8 protein-coding genes are annotated in these 6,000 nt (G+C 39.5%); 2 read left to right on the top strand and 6 right to left on the bottom strand.

What is annotated here, in order from left to right:
* Positions 1-381: 381 nt before the first annotated feature.
* From FPQ13_RS08575 to FPQ13_RS08560, 4 genes are read right to left on the bottom strand one after another with little or no spacing between them, the layout of a single operon-like run.
* A complete protein-coding gene (locus FPQ13_RS08575; protein WP_144088927.1) occupies positions 382-1,080 on the bottom strand; it encodes a hypothetical protein in 699 nt (232 codons plus the stop codon).
* Entirely contained in the window at positions 1,077-1,820 is a 744-nt protein-coding gene (locus FPQ13_RS08570; protein WP_144088926.1) for a hypothetical protein, read from the bottom strand. Before FPQ13_RS08570 ends, FPQ13_RS08575 begins: the two co-directional genes overlap by 4 nt.
* Positions 1,807-2,703 (bottom strand): ABC transporter ATP-binding protein, encoded by an 897-nt coding sequence (locus tag FPQ13_RS08565; protein ID WP_144088925.1) that lies wholly within the window; start codon positions 2,701-2,703, stop codon positions 1,807-1,809. Before FPQ13_RS08565 ends, FPQ13_RS08570 begins: the two co-directional genes overlap by 14 nt.
* On the bottom strand, positions 2,700-3,080 hold the full coding sequence (locus FPQ13_RS08560; RefSeq protein ID WP_186279618.1) for a GntR family transcriptional regulator: 381 nt from the start codon (positions 3,078-3,080) through the stop codon (positions 2,700-2,702). Before FPQ13_RS08560 ends, FPQ13_RS08565 begins: the two co-directional genes overlap by 4 nt.
* 188 nt (positions 3,081-3,268) lie before the next feature.
* Between FPQ13_RS08560 and FPQ13_RS08555 the strand changes: the two genes are divergently transcribed.
* On the top strand, positions 3,269-3,718 hold the full coding sequence (locus FPQ13_RS08555; protein WP_144088923.1) for a YaiI/YqxD family protein: 450 nt from the start codon (positions 3,269-3,271) through the stop codon (positions 3,716-3,718).
* Positions 3,719-3,769: 51 nt separating this feature from the next.
* Here FPQ13_RS08555 and FPQ13_RS08550 read toward each other — a convergent pair whose 3' ends face one another.
* Both FPQ13_RS08550 and FPQ13_RS13485 read right to left on the bottom strand, forming a co-directional pair.
* A complete protein-coding gene (locus FPQ13_RS08550) occupies positions 3,770-5,191 on the bottom strand; it encodes an amidase (RefSeq protein ID WP_144088922.1) in 1,422 nt (473 codons plus the stop codon).
* A 28-nt stretch (positions 5,192-5,219) separates the two neighbouring features.
* The gene (locus tag FPQ13_RS13485) at positions 5,220-5,369 is read right to left on the bottom strand and encodes a hypothetical protein (protein ID WP_186279617.1); all 150 of its coding nucleotides are present in this window, start codon (positions 5,367-5,369) and stop codon (positions 5,220-5,222) included.
* A gap of 131 nt (positions 5,370-5,500) precedes the next feature.
* On the opposite strand from FPQ13_RS13485, the gene FPQ13_RS08545 reads away from it, so the two are divergent.
* Positions 5,501-5,905: a FixH family protein gene (locus FPQ13_RS08545; RefSeq protein WP_144088921.1), complete on the top strand. Its 405-nt coding sequence runs from the start codon at positions 5,501-5,503 to the stop codon at positions 5,903-5,905.
* The last annotated feature ends 95 nt before the right edge of the window (positions 5,906-6,000 follow it).

Raw genomic sequence — 6,000 nt, 5'->3', positions numbered from 1 at the left:
CGCGAAATGTCGTCGAGAACGTGTCTCGATACCCAAATGAGTGCTTGCTCATCGCGAAATGTTGTCGAGAACACATCTCGATACTCAAAAGAGAGCGAGCACACCACGAAATGTCGTCGAGAACGTGTCTTGATGGAAGCTTTAGGATTTACTTATCTTCCGTGCTTGATAGACACTCTCGACTACGGAAGTTTCAGGAATTGCTTATCTTCCGTGTCTGATAGACGCTCTCCACAAGGATAACTCTGCCGATAAAGTAATTCTAGCTGTCGATAAACGGTTGATAAAACAAAAGAGACGACAACTCCTGCACAACATGCAGGAATTACCGCCGTTTCCGTTTTCAATAACCAGTATTACTAGATCAACTTCTTCTTATCGTCACTTAATCTCTTGCAACAGCCCATCTCCTCGTAGTTCCACTTCCAAATCTTTCGGTACAATCAATTGAAAGCCTTGATAATAAAAGTTACTCAACTTATGCAATTCTTGATCAGTTGGTTGATTAGGATTCACGTAGTGATTGATAAATTCTTCTTTTGAAATAATTGTCCTTGATATCGAGTATTGATCATGCGGAATGTTAAGAGCCAATTCTTTACCTAATAATGTTACACCAGGATATTTGATGTTGTCCTCGGATACCTCTATTCCTTGAAAATAGAATGTTGATGGTCGATAGTATCCAATTTCAATTATTGGCTCATTATCTTCTCGTCTCTTTATACGAATATCATTTTCCGAATCTACAACCAGGTTTTCATACTCTTGATTCAGTTCATATTCCCATCTGCCTGCTAATGTGAACGCATCAATCTCTTCATATGAAACTGGTGGGTCGTCATATAACTGATCCAAAGTCGATCGATAGTCCGAATGCAACTTGATGTCTGCCGCTTCTATATCCGCTTGGGTAATAAAAATATAATAAACAACAATAGACATAGCTAGAATCACACTATAAATGAAAACGTTTCTTTTTCCACGACTCTTTTTTCGTTTAGTTCTATTTGTTCTTCTCAATAAAAAATATGCCAACAAAATTATCAAGATAAGTGGTAATATAGCCATTCCAGTCATGTACGCACCTCCATTCGTCTGGTAAAGAGCATGACGATTGTATAAATGAGAATAGAGAACCCTAGTACTTTCAAGAACAGCACCCACCATTCCGTTTCCATTGAAAAAATCATGACGAGTTGCCCAATCCCGAGTGTCCCTTCAATTTTCGTATCGAGAACGATATTCCCAATAATCAATGCAGGTAAAATGAATATAAAGGCTTGATTCCAATTTACAAGTTCTCCAACGAAATAACCGACCGTCGCAAGCAAGAAGGCTAAGCTGATGGTAACAATTGCGCCGATAAAGATTTCTTTGATTGTATATGGTTGGGCGATAATTACGGAGTCGGTTGAATAAAACAGAAAATATAAGGCCTTTCCAAGAAAAATAGAAAAGAATCCAATCAATCCTCCAATTACACTCGCAAATCCGATATATAAAATCGATGACATGTGACTTGTGAACCGATTGGATACAAAGCTGAAATCCATTTCACGAAAAGCAGGACGTGCCAATGTCCAGCCGACGACGAACGCCCAGATAAGCACAAAAACAAAAGCTAAATCGCTAGAAACATAGTCAATATCCGCTTCACCATATTCACTTGCACTAAAGGATGAACTCCCACCAAAAGTTGATGTGAGCACCGCAAACACGAGAAGGCCAATCAAAATATTGAATAAATGCCAATTCATTTGAATTTTGAACTTGGTTGAAAGCGTTATGTAATGCCATGTTTTTTTATTCAAAGACATGATCGATCCCTCCTCGTTTTGCTTTGGTTAAATACAAACAAACATCGTCAATGGAAACAGATGAAAAGCGAACATCTTCTTTCTCCAGTTGCAGCTTCGTCTCTTCTGTTAAATCGCCTAAAATCACTTGATACACTTGATTTCCGCTCAATTCTTCCTCATGTAAAATCTGGACATCACCAGGCAAATGACTGAGTGATTCCTCGCTACCCGTTAACCCGTAACTTTTCTCTTTCAACTGATCGACCGATTCCTGGATGACAAATCTACCCTCATCGATCAATAAAATCGTTTCCAACACTGTCTCTAATTCATTCAATAAATGACTGGATAAAATAATTGTCCGAGGATGCTTTATATAATCTTTCAATAATGCACGGTAAAAATCTTGACGAACAGAATAATCCATCCCTGTTGTCGGTTCATCGAAAATCGTAATTTTCGTGCGCGCACATAAACCGATTATCATATTGAATGTACTCCTCTTTCCTTTTGACAACTCACTATGCAATTGGTTCGGTCGGAATGAAAAATAATCGAATAACCGTTGAGCTAATGTTTGATCCCAATTCGGATAAAACCGGGCAGCTGTTTGTAAAATATCCGCTAGAGTAATTTCTGAAGAAAAGCTCATTTCGTCATCAACAAAGATTAAATTCTCCGAAACGAATAAGCTATCAAACGGATCTTCTCCAAGGACACGCACCTGTCCGTCCGTCGGATGATAATATCCAGCTAAACATTTCAGCAATGTCGATTTCCCTGCACCATTTCTTCCGATTAAACCGATTATTTCATTTTCTTCAATGGAAAAATTGATTGCATTCAATGCATGTAGCCCGCCGTATTGTTTTGTTAATCCCCGAACATCTATTACCGTCATTCTTCTTCCCTCTCTTCTTCATGAATTTTCCGTAACATTTCACTTAACTCATCCATCGAAACATCCAAGTAATTTGCCTCTTTAACGATCTCTCGCAACATCCGCTTCAACGTTTTATTTTTACGCTTTTCTTTAATGATGTTTACTGCCTTTTCCTCGACAAACATCCCGAGACCTCTTCGCTTATGAACAATCTCTTCCTCAGCAAGCAAATTCAGTCCCTTTGCAGCGGTGGCAGGATTGATATTGAAACGATCGGCAAGCTGATATTGTGAATAAATTTTTTCACCAGCCTCTACACGCCCAGATAAAATTTCATTCTCCAACCATTCAGCAATTTGAATATAAATCGGCTTATTGCTTGCATGATCTAACAAATCCTCCCACCTCACTTTATGTATCTAATTTAGAATCAGTACATTACTGCACTAATGCACTAGGTATATTATAACTATATATGGATGGATTCATCTTGTCAACGACTTTTGAATCGTTCAATATTAAAGAAGAACCCGTGCAACATATACATATATGCGCCTTAGTCGCATTGTAAGGAGAGAAAACAATGAAAATTATCGTTGATGCTGATGCAAGTCCAGTAAAAAGCGAGGTCATTGAGGTTGCGAATGAATTTGGGTTAGGGGTTTTGCTCGTGATGAGTTACGCCCATTTTTCGGCTGAACAGTACCCAAGTTTTGTTGAAACGGTGTATGTAGATTCAGAAAGTGAAGCGGCGGATTATAAAGTGATGCAATTGGCAAATGCCGGAGATTTAATCATTACCCAAGATTATGGGTTGGCTTCATTAGTACTATCAAAAGGATGTTCGGCCATGCACCACAAAGGCTTTTTATATACTCATGAAAATATTGACCGGTTGTTGACTTCACGCTATTTAAATCAACAAGCACGAAAAAGCGGTCAACGATTTAAAGGACCTAAACCGTTCACCGGCGAAGAAAGAGAAATATTTCGCGAAAAATTAGTTCGCATCGTAAAAGAAGCGGTCGAATAAATAAAAAACCTCTCGCCCGAACAGTCTGTTCAAGCAAGAGGTAGAGTTAACTTATAGTTTAATTTCTTTGTATTTATGGAACCACGGTTGTTCTTTTTCAATTTGATGCGCCAGCTGGAATAATAATTCATCTTCCCCTAAACGTCCAAAGAAGTGTGTTCCGACAGGTATTCCTTCCTCTGTCCAGTGCGTTGGAACACTCATCGCCGGTTGTCCAGTAGCGTTCGCAAGTGGCATGAACGGATTGTAGTTCAACATGTTTTCAAGCATTGGTCCAAATGCCTCTGTCACGTCTTTCTCTTCACCTGTTTTCTTCGGAAGCTGATTCATCGTCGGCGTCATCCAAACATCATATTCCTGGAAAAAAGACATAATCTTTTCGGATTCAATCGCAGCAAACACCCGTGCTTCCTCATATTCAGCCGCCGAAATATTTTGGCCGTACTTCATAATTTCATAGGAAAGCGGTTCGACATTTTCACGCGTGACTTCTTTACCAACCATTTGTCCCATATGTTTAATCATGACCGAGCCTGTCGACAACCAAATATTAATGAATGCATGAGCTACACCTTCATAGTCGTAAGCCGGCGTTGCTTCGACAACTTCATGGCCCAAGTCTTTCATTAATTGAACGGATTGATCAAGATTTTTTCTTGTCTCAGCATCAAGCTCTACTTTTCCACCTGCATCATAAGTGACCGCAATTTTTAGCTTGCCTGGAGATTGCTGTGATTTCTCCGCAAAGTCTGTGCGCTTCTTGAAAGAAGGATACAAAGATCGCGGCACACCACCATTTAAAACATCCAATAAAGCTGCACTATCACGAACCGAACGGGTAATCGCATGGTTGATCGGAAAATGGTTAATGTATGGTGGGTATGGCAGTCGACCTCGGCTCGGTTTGAATCCAAATAAGCCGGTTGCAGAAGCTGGAATCCGCAATGACCCTCCTCCATCATTTCCATGTGCAAAAGGAACGAGTCCAGCCGCTACTGCAGCTGACGTGCCACCACTGGAACCACCTGGTGATCGGTCTAACGCCCACGGATTCTTCGTCGGTCCAAATAAAGTCGGCTCCGTCGTTGGCAAAAATCCAAATTCCGGTGTATTCGTTTTTCCTAAAAACACAAGCCCCGCTTTCTCATAACGATCCACGAGCTCATCATTCTCTGGTGCAACCACATCTTCATGAAGCTTCGAGCCACTTGTTAACGGCTGATTTTTAATCGCATTCAAATCTTTAATTAAAAATGGCAATCCGGCAACAGGGCTTGCAGCTAGATCAACATGTTTAACTTGTTCTTTCGCTTCATCAAACATTTCATGGACGACCGCATTCAACGTCGGGTTGTAAGTTTGTATTTGTTGTATGTAAAAGTCGGTTAATTCTTTTGCGGTAATTTTCTTTTCATCCAAAAGCTTTTTTTGTCCAAGTGCATCTTTTTCTAATAATTCCTCAAAGTTTTTCATCAATTCCCTCTCCCATCAGCATATTGATTTACCAAATATTCTTTACAATAGACATGACCAAGCGTGGCAGGTAAAGAAGTAAATCGCCAAAGTTAACCAAAAGTTCCAACCAAGGATTATTTGTTTCCCGCTTCTTCTCAGACTTTTTTCGTCCATCCTTATACTTATGGTCTTCCACCAGATCGACTCCTCCTCGAATACCTTCTAATTATTAATCTTAACTGAAAAGAAACAAAATGCAAAAATCTTTGTATTAATGGTTGGGTTTTGACGTTTAGGGTAAATTTCCAGATAGGAGGTTGATGTCCGATGAAAAGAATTTTACAGTTAATTTTCTTGATTGCCTCGCTATCATTCTTTACCGCATGTGGAGATGACCAAGTTGCTAGTGAAGATGAAATTACACCAATGAACAAAGTGATTATTGAGATTCAAATGGACAACGAAATGAATGTTGGCCAACATCCCTTGAAATCCCAAATTTATTATGAAGGCGAACCACTAAAAGAAACGGATCAAATGATGTTCGAAATTTGGATGGCTGATGGTGAAAGCGACAGAGAAGTCGTGAAAGGTGAACACCAAGGAGAAGGTATTTATACAGCTGGATTTTATTTTGACGAAGAAGGTGTCTACTATGTACAAGCACGCACTGATGCAAAAAATGAACATGTTCAAACAAAAAATAAGATAAACGTTGGTCATAGGGAATAACGGGATAAAATATATGTAATAGTACTGCGTGACAGGCATACCCCCTTTACTGTTCGCATACAAATATAACCGTAGTTTATAATTTTCATCGTTAC

Origin of the sequence: Allobacillus salarius, from assembly GCF_007559425.1 — a bacterium.
Taxonomy (GTDB): domain Bacteria; phylum Bacillota; class Bacilli; order Bacillales; family Alkalibacillaceae; genus Allobacillus; species Allobacillus salarius.
This window is presented reverse-complemented; position numbering and strand designations above follow the sequence as displayed.